The organism is Pedobacter indicus (assembly GCF_003449035.1).
Lineage (GTDB): Bacteria > Bacteroidota > Bacteroidia > Sphingobacteriales > Sphingobacteriaceae > Albibacterium > Albibacterium indicum.
In genome coordinates this window covers 1,853,499-1,872,107 of sequence record NZ_QRGB01000001.1, presented here as the reverse complement: position 1 = coordinate 1,872,107, position 18,609 = coordinate 1,853,499, and the positions used below count along the sequence as shown (strand labels likewise).

The window sequence follows — 18,609 nt, the reverse complement described above, 5'->3', positions numbered from 1 at the left end:
GGAAAACACGTTGAAAAAACAAAAAACAGGTTCGAAGATATATCATAAGATATTCTTTATCATCATGGCATGTGCGGTTGCATTAGGGTTAGCCTATGTGATAAGCAAGGTTGCCTTCGATGAAATGCTCAACAAAGTTGATAAAGTCTCCACTCCAAATGAGAAATTGCGTCTGGTAAGCCGAATATCCCGGGACATTCTTCAGGTCGATCAACTACAGCGCGCACAAGTCTTAAATACAAATAATTACACGGGGTATGCTAAAGAATCAGATAACATCCTATTAGCACTTGATTCTTTAGAGAATCTTTATTCAAGTCACGATGTACAATCTCAGCGGATAGATTCTATCCGGGTTCTGCTGAAGGAACGTGATGAGCTTTTTAGCTCGTATGTGCAGGTTCGTAAAAATTTGGTTGACAACCAGCAATTCTCAAGTCAGATAAAAAACATTGCAACTTTGATTCAATCAGCCCCGCAGAGTGACAGCACGATTGTCACGACTGAAAAGAAAATTACGACCCGTACTGTGGAGCCTCCGCAACAAAACGAAGCGGACCGGGCAGAACGGGGTTTCCTCTCTAAAATATTTGGAGGGCGTAATAGAAACCCTGACACCCTCCCCTCAGCTCCCAGGACGATTGAGGAAGAATTAAATATTCAAGTTGACACGATCAAGAATTTCCGAGCTGATAGTGCCGAGAAGAAAATTGATTTGGCTATCCAAAATCTGGAGCAGAGACAACTTCAGCGTAGTTCAAGTTTTGTCAACCTTGAAGCAGAGCTAACTATTGCTGGCAACATACTGGTCAGCAATATGTTCAACATTCTACATGAAGTAGAAAAGGAAGCCATGCTTCAGATGGAACTTGAAAACCTTGACGCGCGCAATGTTGTCAACCAAAGTGCTCAACGAATAGCATACATCCTATTAGCTTTCTTTGTGATATCAGTTGTATTAATCTATTTCATCTTAGACGATATGCGAAAAAGTACAGCCTATCGGATCGCTTTGGAAAGAGCAAAAAATGAAGCGGAATATCACAGTGCAGCAAAGCAAAGATTCCTCTCCAACATGAGCCATGAACTGCGCACACCTCTTCAATCAATAATTGGCTATACGGAACAATTGAAAAACCAACACTCTGACAATGATAAAGTTAATGTAATTCACCAGTCTTCTGAACATCTCTTACAGATTGTAAATGAGATACTAGACTATAACATGCTTAATTCAGGAAAATTTGCCTTTCAAGAAGAAGTGGTTAATATCGGAAAGCTTGGTAATGAGCTTGTCGATATCATGAAACCTCAGGCAGATCAAAAAAATATTAAACTGATACTAACATCCAGAATCTTTGGCGATGGATTAGTCATTGGAGACGCATTTCGCCTGAAGCAAATACTCTTCAACCTGGTCGGCAATGCCATTAAGTTTACCGAAGAGGGTGAAGTTTTACTTCAGATAGTATCTACCGACTATGGTGAAAAGACAGATATTAGCTTCCGGATACAGGATACGGGACCTGGTATCATCGAGTCTGACCTAAAGAAAATCTTTAATGAATTCGAGCAATCTACAAATGCAAATTCTGGAATTCATTTTGGCAATGGATTAGGTCTCACGATTGTGAAAACCCTCATTGAAGAAATGGGTGGTGAAATCAAAATTAAGAGTGTAATCGATAAAGGTTCTGTATTTACCGCTTCTTTCAGTCTTCCTACACTTAAAGAAAGCATTGAAATTGGACCAGAACAACCCTCATTGATGCCTGCATCACATTTCAACGGAGAGGTTTGGGTTATCGATGATGATAATTACATTATTGATCTATGTGATACCATTTTGACTAAACATCGAATTTCACATCGAGTTTTCCATTCGCCGTCGGACGCTCTGAAAATCACGGTTGATGAACGTCCTGATTTCCTGCTCACCGATATGCGTATGCCCGGCATGACAGGCAAAGACATCTATAAAGAGTTTAGAAGAAGATACGGAAGTGATATAAAGATCATTGCTTTTACTGCACAGGCTTTACCTGAAGAAAGGAAAGAAATACTTTCCTTTGGTTTCGATGGACTTTTACTAAAACCTTTTAAAGAAGCTAGTCTTCTTGCAAGCTTAGGGGTCGAAGCCGATAAGCCTTTAATGAACCATGCTGAAAGTGAGTTAATTCAAACGATTCTTGAGGTTAATGACGATGAAGTACGGCCAAAGGTGGTTAAACTATTCAAAGAAGGAACAAAAAAAGACCTCAAGGAATTAAGACGAACCATCTCTTCTAAAGATATTTATGAAACCGAGTTTTTACTACACAGGTTAGCCGGACGAACTGCACAAATGGGTGAAGATTCTATCGCATTTATATTGCGAAAAATGGAGATTGATGCTCGTGCGGGGGATGTTCCCAATATACAGGAATTCAACGATATTGAGCATCGGCTACTCTTGTTTATTGACGCTTTAAACAAAGAGGAAGCAATATAATTTTTTCAAGAAACCCTTTCAAGTAGTAAGCGTTTTCATAACTTAGTGAACTAGACGCTCATATTCGTTAACAAGCATCCAATGGCAAAAAACAATACGTTTAAAAATATACTTTCACAGCTGATTACCGATGTTCTGCGGAGCTCGGGTAACCAAGCGATGAATTACAAGCAAGTAAGCTCGAAACTTAACATTACAGATCCGGAGTCGAGACTCGGTATTCAAGAAATCCTAAAAGCGGGAACCAGATCGGGGCAGTTTAAAGAAGTTTCCAAGGGAAAATATGTACTGAAAGAGCTTAGAACTATTGTTGTCGGCAAGGTAGACATGACAAGCGATGGATCAGCTTATATCGTAACCGACGAATTTGAAGAAGACATTTACGTTCCACCGCGTAAAGTACGTAATGCGCTGAACGGTGACATTGTAAAAATTCACGCCTACGAGAGTAAAAGAGTGGGCAAGAAAGAAGGTGAGGTTATCGAAATTCTAGAGCGTTCCCGAACGGCTTTTACGGGTGTATTAAAAGTTTCACCCAGATTTGCATTTCTTATTACGGATGATCGCAAAATGCTTCATGATATTTTCATTCCACTTGAGGACTTAAACGGTGCGAAAGATAATGAGAAGGTGGTTGTAAGTATCACTGACTGGCCAGCTGGCAGTAAAAATCCCGTGGGCAAAGTCGAGAATGTCCTCGGTTTTCAGGGTGAGAATAATGCCGAAATGAATGCGATCCTCGCTGACTTCGGTTTCCCTCTGTCTTTCCCTGAGAACGTGGAAAAAGAAGCAAATGCTTTACCGGCTGAGCTACCTGCGAGTGAAATAAAAAAGAGGAAAGATTTTAGAAATAAACTAACATTTACAATTGATCCTTTTGATGCGAAGGATTTTGACGACGCTATATCCTTCGTTGAGCTTGAAAACGGTCGTTATGAAGTGGGAGTCCATATAGCCGATGTTACCTATTATGTACAGCCGGATACCGCTTTGGATCATGAAGCTTTCGAGCGAGGAACGTCTGTTTATTTGGTAGACCGGGTTATTCCGATGTTACCCGAACGTTTGTCCAACAACTTGTGTTCCCTACGGCCAAATGAAGATAAGTTCTGTTTCTCCGCTGTGTTCGAATTGGATGACCGTGCCAATGTTCACTCTGAATGGTTTGGAAAAACCATTATCCACTCAGACAAAAGAATGAGCTACGAAGACGCGCAAGAAGTGATTGAGGGAGCTAGTAGTGAAATTAAGGAAGAGCTTCTCACCTTAAACAAATTAGCACATCTCATGCGAGCAAAACGATTCAAAAACGGGGCAATTAGTTTTGAAAGCGTAGAAACTAAATTCCACTTGGATGAAAATGGTAAGCCTATTGGTGTTTATGTGAGAGAAAGGAAAGATGCCCATAAGCTCATTGAAGATTTTATGTTGCTTGCTAATAAACGTGTTGCTGAATATATCGGGAAAAAGGGAAAGGGCAAAAACAAACTGCCTTTCGTATATCGCTCTCACGACGTACCCAATGAAAGCAGCTTGCTCAATTTCACTCAGTTTGCTTCGCGTTTTGGCTACAAACTTAACACAAATACCAGTAAAGAGACCGCCCATTCTCTTAATAGACTAATGACTGATATTGAAGGAAAGAAAGAGCAGAACGTCTTAACGCAGCTTGCTATTCGTTCGATGGCGAAAGCTATATACACGACAAAATCAAGCAGTCATTATGGTCTAGGCTTTGATTATTACACCCACTTCACATCACCGATTAGACGGTATCCGGACATGATGGTACATCGACTTCTTGAACATTACCTTAACGAGGGTACCGCGGTGAACGAAGAAGCATATGAAAAAATGGCTTCACACGCGTCACAAATGGAAAAACGTGCAGCCGACGCAGAGAGGGCCTCTATCAAATATAAGCAAGCAGAATACTTACAAGATCAGATTGGCAGTGAATACATAGGTATCATTTCAGGTGTTACAGAATGGGGTATATATGTTGAGATAGAAGAAAACAAATGCGAGGGGATGATCCGTTTACGTGATATGACTGATGATTTTTATGCTTTAGACGAAAAGAATTATGCAATCATTGGCCAAAGAAAGAAAAAGAGATACCAACTCGGCGACGAAGTTAAAGTAAAAGTAAAACACGTAGACTTAATGAAGAGACAAATTGATTTCATCTTATTATCGTAGCAATTATTATCTAAAAAAATGCAATCAATAAAGATCTATCAGCAAATTATTCACGAAGCTGTCACTAAGTTTGATTTTCCTCATGAACCTCGAAATTTATATGATCCGATAAGATATTTGCTCGACATAGGAGGCAAACGTATTAGGCCATCATTAACTCTGTTAGCAGCAGAAATGTTTGGAGCTGATGCGTCTAAAGCGTTACCATCAGCCCTGGCAATCGAAGTGTTTCATAATTTCAGTCTCATGCATGACGACATCATGGATAAAGCTCCTCTTCGGCGAGGGCGTGACACTGTCCATGAGAAATGGAACGCAAACACAGCTATCTTGTCTGGTGACTTTATGTTAATTCACTCATACACATTATTAGCTCAGAACTCGCCGAACCTCATTCCATCTTTACTCGATATTTTCAATAGGACTGCGGCTGAAGTATGCATCGGTCAGCAGCTCGACATGGATTATGAAAAAGCACAGAATGTAGCAATAAATGATTATCTCGAAATGATACGACTGAAAACAGCTGTATTGATCGGGACTGCGTTGCAGCTTGGAGCGATGGTTGCAGGTGCGGAAAAGACACAAGCCGAACTCCTCTATCACTACGGCGTAAATCTCGGCATTGCGTTTCAACTACAAGACGATTACTTAGACGCTTACGGAGATCCGATTAAATTTGGCAAACAGCTCGGCGGAGATATCTTAGAAAACAAGAAAACCTATTTGCTTATTAAAGCATTAGAACTCTCAAATGAAGTCGATCGGAAAGAAATTCTTTATTGGCTACAACAAACGGAGTATGATCCCACTGAAAAGATCAATGCCATAATGGGTTTCTATGATAAGTTAAAAATTCAGAAATATATTAAGCGAGAAATTCAAATGTACACAGATAAAGCTTATCAGGCTTTAGAAAAAATTACGCTATATAAGAAAAGGAAAGAACCTTTACTACAACTAAGTGAGGAACTATTAAACAGAAAGGCATAGTCTCCATACATAGAAAAAAGCGGCTCAATTTCATTATGAATTGAGCCGCTTTCTATACAAATTAATTTTTTATTTACTCCGCGTTTTCTGCAACTTCTGCTTCATCAGACTCTACTTTCTCTTTCTTAGCTTTTGGAGCTTTTGCTTCTTTTTTATCTGCTTTTGAATCAGCTGCTTTCTTTTCAGTTTTTACTTTTGGTTTAGCAGCTTTTTCTTCAACAACTTCTTCTGTATCAAACGGAACTACAGAAACATAGGATTTGTTATCTGCTTTCTTTTTGAACATAACAGTACCATCAACCATTGCAAAGATTGTATGATCTTTACCCAAACCTACATTTTTATCTGGATGATGTTTTGTACCACGCTGACGTACAATGATGTTTCCGGCAACCGCATTTTGTCCGCCGAAAATCTTAATCCCTAATCTTTTACTATGCGACTCGCGTCCGTTTTTCGAACTACCCGCACCTTTCTTATGTGCCATTTTCTATCTCTTTAAATGGTAAAAATTACCTGTTCTACAATCAATTATAAAGAAATGCCAGTGATTTCAATTTTTGTAAATTGTTGGCGGTGACCATTTTTCTTTTTGTAACCTTTACGGCGTTTCTTTTTGAAAACGATTACCTTATCTCCTTTTAAATGTGACAAAATTTTAGCTGAAACTTTAGCACCTTTTAACGAAGGAGTCCCTACGCTAAACTTGCCACCATCTTCTGCTAACAATACATTGTCAAATTCAATACTAGCGCCCTCTTCTCCTTGTAAACGGTGTACAAAGATCTGCTGGTCTTTTGCAACTTTAAATTGCTTTCCTGCTATATCTACTATTGCGTACATTGTTAATAAATTTGATTAATTATAAATAAAATTTGAAGCGCAAAGCTATGAATTATTTAACTCTAGTCAAAATAATATTTACTTGTTTTTCGCTTTTTGTACTTCATACAGCTCTCACTTCCCATGAAGTCATTAATTTTCTTTAATATTGAATCATTAAACCTCCATCATATGGATAGTCATTTTAAATTTGGTATAGATATTCTATCGATCTCTGCAGTCAAGGCTCTTGTGGACGGTCACCGCACTGGCGTGATAAATGACCAGGCTCAACAAAACATTAAAACGAGTCGCCAGCATGTCGACGAAATTGTTAAAGATAAAACCATCGTATATGGTATCAATACTGGATTCGGTCCACTATGTGATACATTAATCTCACCATCGGAAACTACACAGCTCCAACACAACCTCCTAATGAGCCATTCTGTGGGAGTTGGTGATACATTACCCCCTGCCCTCTCCAAAACCATGCTGGTCCTAAAACTACATGCTCTATGTCTTGGGTATTCTGGCATTCGCATCCAAACGGCTCAGCGTATTTTATGGATGATCGATAATGACATCTGCCCTTGTGTCCCCGAAAAAGGGTCCGTAGGAGCATCTGGAGACCTTGCACCGTTAGCACATCTTTTCCTACCACTCATTGGCTTAGGAAAAGTGTTTTATAAAGGCCAGCAAATTCCGACGAAGGATTTATTAAAAAATCTTGATATCGAACCGTTAAGACTTTCACCAAAAGAAGGATTGGCGCTTATCAATGGCACACAATTTATCGCTGCACATGCAACAGCAGGACTCCACAAGTTTAAAAATCTGTTAGACGCAGCTGATATTATTGGCGCAATGACACTCGACGGATTAATGGGTTCGGTCAAACCGTTCGATGAGCGGCTCCATGCTATTAGACCATTCAAAGGCAATCAAAAAGTAGCTACGAGACTCCGACACATCTTGTTTGAATCGCAGATAAACAACGCTCACCTCGATTGCGCCCGCGTTCAAGATCCCTACTCTCTACGATGCATGCCTCAGGTACATGGTGCATCGCGCACAGCCTATGAGCACCTTTTCGAATTAGCCGAGGTTGAAATTAATTCGGTAACCGACAACCCCATCATTCTAGGGTCTCACGATACCATTAGTGGAGGGAATTTCCATGGACAACCGCTTGCCATACCCCTAGATTATGCGTCGGTTGCTGCCGCTGAAATAGGGAATATCTCAGACCGTAGAAGCTATTTGATAATCGAAGGACGATACGGACTCCCTAAGCTCCTAATCGAAGACGCAGGGTTAAATTCCGGGTTTATGATCCCTCAATACAGTTCGGCCGCACTGGTTTCTGAAAACAAAGTCCTTTGTTTTCCAGCGAGTGCAGATAGTATACCTACCTCCCTTGGCCAAGAGGACCATGTGTCAATGGGTTCTATCAGCGGGCGGAAGTTTAACCAAATTATTGATAATGTTGAATTTATACTAGCAATCGAACTTCTTTATGCTGCCCAGGCGATTGATTTCAGACGACCCTTACGTTCATCTAAAATTATCGAAGCTTGTCACGATGAGGTTCGTAAAGTTGTTTCGTTTGCAACCGAAGATCGTGTATTTTCTGACGATATCAATACTTTAAAGGCACTGATTTCTAATGGTAAATTAGTAGAAGTGAGTAAAGAAGCAGCGGATCAAGCAGGGATTATATTAGATTAATTGTCTCTAACGATCTTGGGCATCATTAATTAATCGTTGTACTTCCTCGATAAACGTCTTCGCCGCATCATGAAGCTTAGGGTTTCCGTTGTAGTTCACATCTAACAACAGACTTTTACTTTTTTCTTTATAATTGAATTCTACGTAATAATGAACTGACTCTTGCGCATCCGCAGGGTCCCCGGTCTGAGTCATATCGTCTGGAAAATTCCAAAAACCCAAAGATGCAGCTTTATGATGAATATAAATAAAATCGTCCTTATTCAAATGTACCTTTGAGCTAACCAGCGAATCTTGCGTATTCATATACTTAAATACGCCTGTCCTAGAATCAAACTCATTTATTAAATCATCACCGATACCATATTTAAAAACGATAGATTCAAGTTCATATGATCGATATGGAGCATTTTTGATCATATTGCTATAATAGTACACACAATAAATCAAAAAAGACCCAAAAATTGACAGACTTAAAAAAATAACCTTAGCACGTTTGCTCATATCACTAAAAAAATTAAAGTTGTGCGCAAAAGTACTTATTTATTAGATAATTTTAATAATTCGTACATTTGCATCTGAAATTTAAAAAGCAAACCATACTGTCGCCATAAGAACATTTATGGAGGAAAGTCCGGGCAACATAGAGCATCTCGCTTCCTAACAGGAAGACAATTTTTATAATTGATGGAAAGTGCCACAGAAAATAAACCGTCTTGGCAACAGGATAAGGGTGAAAACGAGAGGTAAGAGCTCCCGGCCTTGCATGGTGACATGCATTGCGGTAAACCCCGAGAGTTGAAAGACCAAATAGGTTTCGAAATGAGAGTTGCTCGCTCTCTTTGCTTTTAGCAAATTTGAAACGGGTAGGTCGTTCGAGCTGGTCAGCAATGGCGAGCCTAGATAAATGACAGTAATGAAGTTAAATTCATCACAGAATCCGGCTTATCGGTTTGCTTTTTATTTTTTCTTGTTTGTTGTAATAGTTACCTATTATCTTTATTCTTGTATAGATTTGTACGATACAATTATTATTATAAATGCCTAGTAAAAAAAACAGTACCAAAATTTTAATTATTGATGACGAAAGAGCTATCCGGAGTACTTTACGTGAGATTCTAGAGTATGAGAATTACGTTGTCATTGATGTCGACAATGGAATAGACGGATTGGAAATCATCAAAAAAGACTCGATTAATCTTGTTCTTTGTGATATTAAAATGAGTCGGATGGACGGCATGGAAGTTCTTTCCGAGGCCATCAAGTTAAAGCCAGACCTTCCTTTCATTATGATATCGGGTCACGGTACTGTTGAAACAGCAGTGGAGGCAAGTAAAAAAGGAGCCTTTGATTTTATCTCCAAACCGCCTGATTTAAACCGACTATTAATTACAGTTCGAAACGCACTCGAGAGAAGTACACTGGTTACCGAGACAAAGGTACTAAAACGTAAAGCGAGTAAAACACGTGAAATATTAGGAGAATCTGAGCCAATAACTCGCATTAAAGAAACGATCGAGCGAGTAGCCCCTACTGACGCCCGCGTACTTATTACAGGTGCTAACGGAAGTGGCAAGGAGCTTGTTGCACGTTGGCTACATGAAAAATCAAATCGGGCCAACGCTCCGTTAATTGAAGTAAACTGTGCTGCAATACCTTCTGAATTAATCGAAAGCGAGTTATTTGGACATGAAAAAGGGTCATTTACATCAGCAGTCAAACAACGCATAGGAAAATTTGAGCAAGCAGATAATGGAACCTTATTCTTAGACGAAATCGGTGACATGAGCCTATCTGCTCAGGCTAAAGTTCTACGAGCACTTCAGGAGAACAAAATAACACGCGTTGGCGGAGAAAAGGAGATCGAAGTGAATGTGCGCGTAATTGCCGCGACAAATAAGGATCTTTTAGCGGAAATCGAAAACAACACGTTCAGGATGGACTTGTACCATCGACTAAGTGTTATATTGATCCATGTACCGCCGTTGATGGAACGTAGCGACGACATACCTATCATCGCAAAAGAGTTTTGCGCTGAGATCTGCGCTGAATATGGTATGCCTGAAAAGAAATTTGAACAGGCTGCTATTAATGCACTGAAGGCCTTACCGTGGACAGGTAATATTCGGGAGTTAAGAAATATGGTTGAACGGCTTATTATTCTCAGTGACAAAGTTATAACACATAAAGATGTTGTCGCATATGCCAATCCTACAGCAGTGAGCGGTTCAAATGGCTCAAACGGAAGTCAAGCTCATGCTGCTGAAGAACGTAAAAATGGCCAACCAGCTTCTTTGATAGAACCAGACTACGATCAATTTGAATCCTTCCAAGATTATAAAGACCAAACCGAAAAAAACTTTATAAAATACAAACTGGAGAAAAATTCGTGGAATGTTTCGAAAACTGCAGATGATATCGAGATCCAACGCAGTCACCTATACAGCAAAATTGAAAAATACGGTTTGAAGAGAGAAAACTAAAAAATGTTAATTCCACATGGGGTTTTTAGGGAACTGCGCTACATGTGCGTATTTAGGCCCTAAGTTTACAACCGCCTCTTTCCAAAGATTTTCCTCATCATCTACAAAAAGAATATCTGGATTGTAAGAGTTACTTACCATCCAGGTATTCTCTCTTAGTTCCTGATCTAGTTGACCCGCTGACCAACCCGAATATCCAAGAAAGAATTTAATCTGATCCTGTTCAATTTCGCCACGCTCAATTAATAACTTTAAACTTTCAAAATTCCCTCCCCAATAGACTCCATCGCCAAGATCAATACCGCTATTGAGTTTATCATAGCATTTATGAACGAACTGAATAGAATCCTGCCCTACCGGACCGCCGATAAATAGACGAAAATTAGCGTCATATATATCGTCCATTACATCGCTCAACACCAAATTAGAGGGTTGATTTAATACCCAACCCATACTGCCCTGTTCATTATGTTCCGCAAGTAATACAACGGAACGGTTAAAATTAGGATCTAACATGAAAGGCTCTGACACCAATAAACTTTTAGTTTGAGGTTGGGTTTTGTTTAGCATACTCATGGAATTTTTAATTAGTTTAGAGTAACTGTAACTACTCTGTGTCCATTACAACAATAATCTAGCCACTTTAGATACTGGTTATCAATTTTTTATAAAATTAACACCAATACCAGGATTATCAGACAACATGATTTTCCCGTCGTCTACCCACATACCCTGATAAACATCATTGCCAATAAGGAGAGCTCCGTCTAGATCAGCCCAATCTACTGCTGGCGCCAATTGAGCCGCAGCACTAATCGCACAGGAGGTTTCGGTCATACATCCCAACATCACTTTTAAATCATAATTTCTTGCCAATTCTACCATTGCCCGCGCTTCTCTCAATCCGGTACATTTCATTAATTTAATATTGATACCACTATATACACCACTAGCTTTCGGAACATCCGAAAGCCGCTGTACAGCTTCATCAGCAATCGTGGGCAAGGGGCTATTTTCAGTCAGCCAGGCATTGTCGTCAATTCGTTCCTTCGGCATCGGTTGCTCAATAAATACTACCCCACGTTCCTCAAGCCAATGAGCCATTTCCAGCGCTTCCCGCCTGTCCTTCCACCCTTGGTTAACATCTACACAGATTGGGGCATCTGTTACCTCACGAATAGTCTCTATCATCTCTTTGTCACTATCCAAACCCAGCTTTACTTTTAGAAGCTTATAAGGCTTAGCCTCCTTGACTTTTTCCCTGATTACATCAGGCTTATCAATACCAATAGTAAACGATGTGTTTGGTGTGTTTTCAGGATTAAAGCCCCATATCCGATACCAGGGTTGCTGCATTAACTTCCCTAACAAGTCATGCAGAGCAATATCAATCGATGCCTTTGCAGCCGTATTCTTAAGCATCAACTGATCTACATAACTCAAAATATCTTCGGTCAAAAAAGGATTTGAAAAAGACGACAGGTCAACCTGCGCTAAAAATCCTAATACCGTTTCATGACTCTCGCCCAAATAAAAAGGCATTGACGCTTCGCCGTATCCCACAACCCCGTCATATTCTAAAGCAACCAATACAACTGGAGTCGATGATCGTGAACCACTAGCCACCGTAAACACATGATTTAACACCAATGAATAAGGTTTATAATAAAGCGTAAATTTGCCCATTTTTTTAACCACTGCGTCGCTAAAAAAATGCAAATCCTGTTTAGACGTTCTGTTTAACATTTTAATACCCTTTTTTGGAGTTTAATGTGTGGCTCGCGATAAATTCCTCGTTATCCAAATACCGGCGCGCACCAACAATAGTTAAAGATTGACTATCGTAATTCGGTGCAGTAGGGTCAAAACTATTAATACGTACAATACCTGCAGCATGGATAAACTCGCCATTATCCATATAAATGGCAACATGTGTAATCGGTTGTTTTGGATTCGTTTCTTTAGATGCTGAGAAAAATATCAGATCTCCTTTTTTCAAATTACTCACTGCTTTCTTCACATCCAAATCACCATCCGTCATAATGTTTAACTCCTCTCCCTGTCGGTACTGTTGCGACGCATCTCGTGGAATAATAAGACCATTCATAAAATAACTAGTTTTCGTAAAGCCGCTACAATCTACACCTTTAATAGATGTTCCACCCCATAAATAAGGCACGCCGATCATTCTCTTCGCAACTTGGAGCACACTATCTGCTTGCGGTTTTACCATCGCTTTCCAATCATCATATTTCATCAGGCGGTTACTCTCCACATAACCTAGTCGGCCATCCGGATACTCCAATTGCCAGTAATCCTCACCTTCAGAAACAACAGTCAAAATATTCCCCATAACCAAATCAGATACCCGGGGCGATGTCGTATTCGCTTCAAGATAAGCATGACCATAGTCTGCAACGTAAATCGCACGGTTTCTGCTTGTCCAATTAGCTAATTCTTCCTCGGTTTTCGGTTGCACACCATACCGATCCACATAAGCCAGATACCCTTCCGGCGTCCGAATTAAATAATATCCACCTAACTTCTTTAAAACATCAACCGGCGTACCCAATAAAGTTTGAGTTGCCATTTCTGCAGAATGGCTTGGTCGTGTACGAAGATTTGCGACTGAAAGGTTTATAATGCCTTTCGTCTTTCCGTTCAAATCACTATCTGGGAGCAATTTTACAGTGAAAGTAGAGCCTTTTTCTTCATTCAAAACATAAGACTGTATTTCAGTAGAAGTCGTCTCAATGACATACTTGCCCGCTTGTTCTTCATCATCGTATACTGACAAATAAATGTCACGAGAGTCAGGAGCATACGTATCTTTTATTTTTACAACAAAATCACGCCACTTATCAAAATTCTCCGTGTCCTTTACGTTAATCCAATTTTGTGCAGAAAGACTATTACTGACCATAGTTAATATACCAATTAAAAGAAGTTTGTTGAGGATCGATTTCATACCGCAATCTACAAAATAATTGACTGTTTTCCGTATCTTCACTTCATGATTAATCGCAGAACATTTCTTAAATCGGGCTTTTTCAGCTCATTATCAGTAGGATCATTTTCAACATTCACACCCATGGCGTCCTTTGCTCATCGTCCTTCTCATCTAAGCAACAATCCAATTGTTATTTCTACTTGGGACTTCGGCATAGCCGCTAATCAAGCAGCCTGGGAAGTACTAAAAAGTGGAGGGAGAGCGCTCGATGCTGTTGAGCAAGGGGTTAAAGTTCCGGAGGCCGACTTAAAGAACCAAACTGTCGGGAAAGGTGGTTATCCCGATCGCGACGGCTACGTCACATTAGACGCTTGCATTATGGATGAACTTGGGAACTGCGGGTCTGTGGCCGCATTAGAGAATATAACTCATGCCATTTCTATTGCACGCCTAGTTATGGAAAAAACACCTCACGTAATGCTCGTAGGTGAAGGTGCGCTACAATTTGCATTGGAAAATGGATTTAAAGAAGAAAATCTATTAACTCCTGAGTCCGAAAAAGCTTGGAAAGAGTGGTTAAAAGAAGGCGAGTATCAACCGATAATCAACATAGAGAATCAGCGTTTTTCACCCACTAAATTACCTGGAAATCAATACAATCATGATACAATCGGGATGCTTGCTTTAGATAAGAACGGCAATCTATCCGGCGCTTGTACCACAAGCGGTATGGCTTTTAAAATGCATGGCCGCGTCGGTGACAGCCCCATCATTGGAGCCGGATTGTACGTCGACAATGAGGTTGGAGGCGCTACATCAACCGGTGTCGGCGAAGAAGTAATCCGCACGGTTGGAAGTTTTTTAGTCGTAGAACTTATGCGCCAGGGTTATAGTCCGGAAGACGCCTGTAAAGAAGCTATTCAACGTATCATCCAAAAGAAGCCCGAAAAAGCAAAAGAAATTCAAGTCGGTTTTTTAGCGTTAAACAAAAAAGGTGAATATGGCTCATACGCGCTTCAACAAGGATTTACATATGCAGTATGCAATCAAGAAAAACAGGACACACTAATCAAAGGTAAAAGTATTTATTAACCCCGAAAGCCAAGTATTTTTAGAAATATTGAATTTGAACTATGAAATTAGAAATTTGTGCAGGCTCCTACAAATCGGCTCTCATTGCCCAAGAGGCGGGAGCCGACCGAATTGAGCTTTGCGAAAATCTAAACGAAGGGGGTACTACGCCTTCGTTTGGAACCCTTCAACTAGTAAAAGAAAATATTACAATTGACATTAATGTACTCATCAGACCTCGTAGCGGTGATTTTCTATATACCGAAAGCGAATTTGAAATCATGAAAGAAGATGTTCTGTTCTGCAAAAAGTTAGGATTCAATGGTGTTGTTATTGGTATCCTTCTCTTCGATGGCAGTATTGACATCGACCGGACAAAGACGCTCGTCCAATTAGCAAAACCCATGAGCGTCACCTTCCACCGAGCGTTCGATGTCTGTAATAACCCAGAAACAGCGCTGGAGGCTATCATCGAAGCCGGTTGTGATCGATTACTCACCTCGGGGCTTAAAAACACGGCTATCGAAGGTTCAGCGACTTTAAAACAACTTATTGAACAAGCCAACGACCGGATCATCATCATGCCAGGATCAGGAGTAAAATCAACGAACATCAAATTTTTAAAAGAATTAGTACCCGCAATAGAATGGCATGCTTCAGCAAAATCTATATTTCCTTCTCAAATGGAATATCATAATCCGGCAATCGAGAATATGGGTAGTGACATTTTCCAAAGTGATCCGGTAGAAATAAAATCCCTGCTTCAGAAACTTAACGAATAAATAATCAGAAACTTCAGAGAGTACATAATTGATAAAACCAAAAAAGGTGCAGACAAATCTGCACCTTTTTATTAACTGACTCTAACTTCTTTAAGAAAGCTTGCCAACTTCTTGTACTAAGTCTATCAATTTATTAGAGTAACCCCACTCATTATCGTACCAAGCGACAACTTTCACAAAATTGTCATTCAACGCAATACCTGCTTTCGCATCAAAGATACTCGTACGTGGGTCGCCCTTAAAGTCTTCAGAAACTACATCCTCTTCTGTATATCCTACCACACCCTTCAACTCTCCTTCAGATGCATCTTTAAAAGCCTTTTTAATTTGATCATAAGTCGTTGGTTTTTCCAAACGAACTGTCAAATCCACTACTGACACATCAGCAACTGGTACCCGGAAAGACATACCTGTTAATTTTCCTTGAATTTCAGGAATAACCAAACCTACTGCTTTTGCAGCTCCAGTTGACGAAGGAATAATATTTTGATAAGCACCTCTTCCTCCTCTCCAATCCTTTTGCGAAGGGCCATCAACCGTTTTTTGAGTGGCAGTAACAGCATGAACAGTAGTCATCAAGCCTTCAACGATACCGAAATTATCATTCAGGACTTTAACCATTGGTGCCAAACAGTTTGTCGTACAAGATGCATTAGAAACTATTTTTTGGTCTGCTTTTAATTCTTTGTGATTCACCCCTACAACGAAAGTTGGTGTATCATCTTTAGCTGGCGCAGAAAGTACTACTTTTTTAGCACCTGCTTCAATATGCTTCTGAGCCAACTCCTGAGTTAGGAAAAAACCAGTACACTCTAGAATCACCTCAGCACCTACTTCATCCCATTTTAAATTTGCTGGATCTTTTTCAGCAGTTACACGAATAGTTTTACCGTTAACCACCAAGTGACCATCTTTCTCCTCAACAGTTCCGTCAAATCTACCGTGCGTAGAATCATATTTTAGCATGTAAGCTAAATAATCCGGTGATACCAAATCGTTAACACCAACAATTTCGATGTCATCTCTTTTTATCGCAGCTCTAAAAGCTAAACGTCCGATTCTTCCAAATCCGTTAATTCCAATTTTCATATTTACTTGTTTTTATTTAAATAATAATTTAATAGATTGTGAATGGGCTCCCTAATAATAGAGCCTACTTTAAAGTCATGACTTTCGGCCACTTCCCTCAACCATTCCTGATAATCATAAGCCACGCTTCCCGTAAAATTTACATCCAGACCAGGGTACTTTTGTTTGAAAGGAATAAAATACTTTTCAAATACAAGATTAAACCCCCTAATAACTAAGTTTTTAAAATATTCATGATCTCGATTTTCAAAAATGAACTCCGAGAACGAACTCAAAAACAAAATTGGATTTGGATGTCTATAGACCTTCTCCAAGATCAGTTTCCTGTCAAGAGAATACTTCTCATCAAACTTTGTTACAAGATCAGCTGGTAGTTGCATTGTAATATAATCTTGTAACAAATTTCTACCCAACCAGTTTGCAGATCCTTCATCTGCCAGGATATACCCTAAACCATAGTTATTAGGCAATACCTTTTTCCCGTTAAAGTATCCAGCGTTTGATCCACTCCCAATGATTCCCACCAGCCCGGCATGATCGCCGCAGGTAGCCAAGGCCGCAGCCTTTAAATCATGAGCTACATATACTTTACCAAAGCGAAAGAACGAATTAAACGCTTTCGACACAGTATTGGCATTTTCCTTTGACGAGGCTCCTGCCCCAAAAAAATAAATACGTTTTATTCTTTCTGCGTAGTTAATCAGCGTATTATTCTTATTTAGCAGCTGTTCAATTTTCGTTTCATCATTATGGTGCGGATTAATCCCCACAGTTTTAAAACCAGCCAACACCTTGCCTTTTTCAGCTAAGCGCCAGTCTGCCAATCGTGAACCACTAAATACAACAGCAATCATCTTATCTCCTATATTGCCAGAACATTTGATAGTTCAATCATATCATCTGCCAATTTAAAAGCTTTATTGTTAATCGACTCCGTGATATCAATATCAACAATACCATTTCCCCGAAGCCCTACAACCCGTCTGGACTTACCTGCCAGCAATATGTTTACTGCAGCGAAACCCAAACGGCTCGCTAGTACCCTATCAAAGCTAGAAGGAGCACCACCACGCTGTAAATGTCCCAGAATCGTAACTTTCGTGTCATAAAAATCAAACTTACTTTTAACACGCTTTGCTACGTTATAAGCGCCACCATTCATTTCGCCTTCCGCAATAATAACAATGGTTGATGTTTTCTTCCCTTGTGCGGCTTTTTCTAGTTGTGATATTAAATCTTCTATCGCCGTCCCGGTCTCAGGCATTAATATCGCTTCAGCACCACCTGCTATTCCTGAATTCAATGCAATACAGCCTGAATCCCGCCCCATCACTTCCACGAAAAACAATCGATCGTGAGAGGCTGCTGTATCCCTGATCTTATCAATCGCCTCGATAACTGTGTTACAAGCCGTATCAAAGCCCAGTGTAAAGTCCGAGCCATATAAATCATTATCGATTGTTCCAGGAATTCCGATTACGGGAATATCAAACTCTCTCGAAAATACTTCGATCCCTGTAAACGTACCGTCACCACCAATACCAATAAGCGCGTCAATACCCGCCGCTTTAATATTCTCATAAGCCAACTTTCTACCCTCAGAAGTTCGGAATTCAGTACACCGCGCTGTTTTCAGGATCGTTCCGCCTAATTGGATAATATTGCTAACTGAACGACTATTCATATCAATAAACTGATTAGAAATCATTCCTTGATATCCCTGAAGAATGCCAGTTACCTTTAAATCATTATAAAGAGCCGTTCTTACCACAGCTCGAATGCAAGCATTCATCCCCGGAGCATCGCCCCCCGAGGTAAAAACTCCGATTCTATTTATTTTTTTCGCCAAAATAGCTATTCTTTATTTTTATTTTACTATTACGAATATAACGTGTATTTTCTACACTATCACAAAAAATTGTATTTTTTTTTACATTTTTGTAAACAGTTGCCTATGCGCAACGACAACTGTATTAACAAACTTAGATATTTTTT

16 protein-coding genes and 1 other RNA gene are annotated in these 18,609 nt (G+C 39.8%); 8 read left to right on the top strand and 9 right to left on the bottom strand.

The features are described 5' to 3' along the window. The first annotated feature begins 10 nt into the window (after nucleotides 1-10). The 3 genes from D3P12_RS08465 to D3P12_RS08455 all read left to right on the top strand — a co-directional run bounded on the left by D3P12_RS08465 (nucleotide 11) and on the right by D3P12_RS08455 (nucleotide 5,686). Complete coding sequence (locus D3P12_RS08465; protein ID WP_165438727.1) at nucleotides 11-2,491, top strand: ATP-binding protein; 2,481 nt, start codon at nucleotides 11-13, stop codon at nucleotides 2,489-2,491. Nucleotides 2,492-2,572: 81 nt separating this feature from the next. Next, on the top strand, nucleotides 2,573-4,693 hold the full coding sequence (gene rnr / locus D3P12_RS08460; RefSeq protein WP_118194589.1) for a ribonuclease R: 2,121 nt from the start codon (nucleotides 2,573-2,575) through the stop codon (nucleotides 4,691-4,693). A gap of 18 nt (nucleotides 4,694-4,711) precedes the next feature. Further along, on the top strand, nucleotides 4,712-5,686 hold the full coding sequence (locus D3P12_RS08455) for a polyprenyl synthetase family protein (RefSeq protein ID WP_118194588.1): 975 nt from the start codon (nucleotides 4,712-4,714) through the stop codon (nucleotides 5,684-5,686). Nucleotides 5,687-5,759: 73 nt separating this feature from the next. Here the strand turns inward: D3P12_RS08455 and rpmA are convergent, their stop codons facing one another. Next, nucleotides 5,760-6,173 (bottom strand): 50S ribosomal protein L27, encoded by a 414-nt coding sequence (gene rpmA, locus D3P12_RS08450; RefSeq protein WP_118194586.1) that lies wholly within the window; start codon nucleotides 6,171-6,173, stop codon nucleotides 5,760-5,762. A gap of 44 nt (nucleotides 6,174-6,217) precedes the next feature. Next, complete coding sequence (rplU, locus tag D3P12_RS08445; RefSeq protein WP_118194585.1) at nucleotides 6,218-6,529, bottom strand: 50S ribosomal protein L21; 312 nt, start codon at nucleotides 6,527-6,529, stop codon at nucleotides 6,218-6,220. 171 nt (nucleotides 6,530-6,700) lie between these two features. Here rplU and hutH point away from each other — a divergent pair, with 171 nt between their 5' ends. Continuing rightward, entirely contained in the window at nucleotides 6,701-8,239 is a 1,539-nt protein-coding gene (gene hutH / locus D3P12_RS08440; protein ID WP_118197034.1) for a histidine ammonia-lyase, read from the top strand. A gap of 6 nt (nucleotides 8,240-8,245) precedes the next feature. Here the strand turns inward: hutH and D3P12_RS08435 are convergent, their stop codons facing one another. Further along, entirely contained in the window at nucleotides 8,246-8,659 is a 414-nt protein-coding gene (locus D3P12_RS08435; protein ID WP_118197033.1) for a hypothetical protein, read from the bottom strand. A 169-nt stretch (nucleotides 8,660-8,828) separates the two neighbouring features. Between D3P12_RS08435 and rnpB the strand changes: the two genes are divergently transcribed. Together rnpB and D3P12_RS08425 are read left to right on the top strand one after the other, a co-directional pair. After that, nucleotides 8,829-9,203, top strand: an RNA gene (gene rnpB / locus D3P12_RS08430) — RNase P RNA component class A. Nucleotides 9,204-9,279: 76 nt separating this feature from the next. Further along, a complete protein-coding gene (locus tag D3P12_RS08425; protein WP_118194583.1) occupies nucleotides 9,280-10,722 on the top strand; it encodes a sigma-54-dependent transcriptional regulator in 1,443 nt (480 codons plus the stop codon). Between the two features lie 6 nt (nucleotides 10,723-10,728). On the opposite strand, the gene D3P12_RS08420 is transcribed toward D3P12_RS08425, so the two are convergent. The 3 genes from D3P12_RS08420 to D3P12_RS08410 form a co-directional block, all read right to left on the bottom strand. Beyond that, on the bottom strand, nucleotides 10,729-11,292 hold the full coding sequence (locus D3P12_RS08420; RefSeq protein WP_118194581.1) for a YqgE/AlgH family protein: 564 nt from the start codon (nucleotides 11,290-11,292) through the stop codon (nucleotides 10,729-10,731). Nucleotides 11,293-11,379: 87 nt separating this feature from the next. After that, complete coding sequence (locus D3P12_RS08415; protein WP_118194579.1) at nucleotides 11,380-12,468, bottom strand: dipeptide epimerase; 1,089 nt, start codon at nucleotides 12,466-12,468, stop codon at nucleotides 11,380-11,382. Nucleotide 12,469: 1 nt separating this feature from the next. Beyond that, on the bottom strand, nucleotides 12,470-13,690 hold the full coding sequence (locus tag D3P12_RS08410; RefSeq protein WP_118194577.1) for a C40 family peptidase: 1,221 nt from the start codon (nucleotides 13,688-13,690) through the stop codon (nucleotides 12,470-12,472). Between the two features lie 45 nt (nucleotides 13,691-13,735). Here D3P12_RS08410 and D3P12_RS08405 point away from each other — a divergent pair, with 45 nt between their 5' ends. Next, complete coding sequence (locus tag D3P12_RS08405; RefSeq protein WP_118194575.1) at nucleotides 13,736-14,764, top strand: N(4)-(beta-N-acetylglucosaminyl)-L-asparaginase; 1,029 nt, start codon at nucleotides 13,736-13,738, stop codon at nucleotides 14,762-14,764. Between the two features lie 41 nt (nucleotides 14,765-14,805). Further along, nucleotides 14,806-15,525 carry a copper homeostasis protein CutC gene (locus D3P12_RS08400; protein ID WP_118194573.1) on the top strand — a complete coding sequence of 240 codons (720 nt, stop codon included), beginning with the start codon at nucleotides 14,806-14,808 and terminating at the stop codon, nucleotides 15,523-15,525. Between the two features lie 90 nt (nucleotides 15,526-15,615). Here the strand turns inward: D3P12_RS08400 and gap are convergent, their stop codons facing one another. From gap to pfkA, 3 genes are read right to left on the bottom strand one after another with little or no spacing between them, the layout of a single operon-like run. Beyond that, nucleotides 15,616-16,614, bottom strand: coding sequence for a type I glyceraldehyde-3-phosphate dehydrogenase (gap, locus tag D3P12_RS08395; protein WP_118194571.1), 999 nt, complete (start codon nucleotides 16,612-16,614; stop codon nucleotides 15,616-15,618). A 2-nt stretch (nucleotides 16,615-16,616) separates the two neighbouring features. Further along, nucleotides 16,617-17,468: a hypothetical protein gene (locus D3P12_RS08390; RefSeq protein ID WP_118194569.1), complete on the bottom strand. Its 852-nt coding sequence runs from the start codon at nucleotides 17,466-17,468 to the stop codon at nucleotides 16,617-16,619. Nucleotides 17,469-17,476: 8 nt separating this feature from the next. Further along, nucleotides 17,477-18,463, bottom strand: coding sequence for a 6-phosphofructokinase (gene pfkA / locus D3P12_RS08385; protein WP_118194567.1), 987 nt, complete (start codon nucleotides 18,461-18,463; stop codon nucleotides 17,477-17,479). Between the last annotated feature and the right edge of the window lie 146 nt (nucleotides 18,464-18,609).

Bases quoted from the DNA above. Each gene is read 5' to 3' on its own strand.
- rnr (WP_118194589.1), top strand. From the start codon at position 2,573: ATGGCAAAAAACAATACGTTTAAAAATATACTTTCACAGCTGATTACC.
- D3P12_RS08455 (WP_118194588.1), top strand. From the start codon at position 4,712: ATGCAATCAATAAAGATCTATCAGCAAATTATTCACGAAGCTGTCACT.
- rpmA (WP_118194586.1), bottom strand. From the start codon at position 6,173: ATGGCACATAAGAAAGGTGCGGGTAGTTCGAAAAACGGACGCGAGTCG.
- rplU (WP_118194585.1), bottom strand. From the start codon at position 6,529: ATGTACGCAATAGTAGATATAGCAGGAAAGCAATTTAAAGTTGCAAAA.
- hutH (WP_118197034.1), top strand. From the start codon at position 6,701: ATGGATAGTCATTTTAAATTTGGTATAGATATTCTATCGATCTCTGCA.
- D3P12_RS08435 (WP_118197033.1), bottom strand. From the start codon at position 8,659: ATGATCAAAAATGCTCCATATCGATCATATGAACTTGAATCTATCGTT.
- D3P12_RS08425 (WP_118194583.1), top strand. From the start codon at position 9,280: ATGCCTAGTAAAAAAAACAGTACCAAAATTTTAATTATTGATGACGAA.
- D3P12_RS08420 (WP_118194581.1), bottom strand. From the start codon at position 11,292: ATGCTAAACAAAACCCAACCTCAAACTAAAAGTTTATTGGTGTCAGAG.
- D3P12_RS08415 (WP_118194579.1), bottom strand. From the start codon at position 12,468: ATGTTAAACAGAACGTCTAAACAGGATTTGCATTTTTTTAGCGACGCA.
- D3P12_RS08410 (WP_118194577.1), bottom strand. From the start codon at position 13,690: ATGAAATCGATCCTCAACAAACTTCTTTTAATTGGTATATTAACTATG.
- D3P12_RS08405 (WP_118194575.1), top strand. From the start codon at position 13,736: ATGATTAATCGCAGAACATTTCTTAAATCGGGCTTTTTCAGCTCATTA.
- D3P12_RS08400 (WP_118194573.1), top strand. From the start codon at position 14,806: ATGAAATTAGAAATTTGTGCAGGCTCCTACAAATCGGCTCTCATTGCC.
- gap (WP_118194571.1), bottom strand. From the start codon at position 16,614: ATGAAAATTGGAATTAACGGATTTGGAAGAATCGGACGTTTAGCTTTT.
- D3P12_RS08390 (WP_118194569.1), bottom strand. From the start codon at position 17,468: ATGATTGCTGTTGTATTTAGTGGTTCACGATTGGCAGACTGGCGCTTA.